Annotated in this window: 1 protein-coding gene; it reads right to left on the reverse strand. The window is 42.7% G+C overall.

All coding sequences use genetic code 11. The annotated features are described in order from the left end of the window. Nucleotides 1-83: 83 nt before the first annotated feature. Nucleotides 84-473: oligosaccharide flippase family protein (locus AC3LHT_RS09885; protein WP_488662769.1), on the reverse strand; the 390-nt coding region annotated here is incomplete at its 5' end.

Here is a 473-nt window from a genome sequence, read left to right on the forward strand (position 1 = left end):
CAAGCGTTTCGTTGAATGCTTCATCATCTTCGACATGGTTTCCGAAGAAAAGATCTATCATATTTCCCATTGATAACCTCCTATTATCTACTTGTATTTATCGTAGAAAATATCTGCAAATTTTCAGTAAGCAACCACTTTCCACTAGCTACCCCCAAAAACACAAACACTCCAGCCCAAATATGAATACTCAAAACCCCTGCTGCCGGCAAAAACGCATCCCCATATAAGACCCTTATCACCCAAGGCGCAAGAAAGGTTGTCGGCACGGCAATAGCCAGGGCCATCCAGACCATCAGATCATAGAGTTTCTGCAATCTCTGATAGTAAAGCTCTTCACTCTGTTTTTTAGCATTGATAATAGCTGGAAAAACAGACGACGTAATTGCCATAGGAATAAAATACCATGCCTCGCTCAATCTTACCGCTGCCGCATAATGCCCTACCTGCTCCGCGCCAAGCATTTCTTTAAT

Source organism: Kosmotoga sp. (assembly GCF_982836095.1).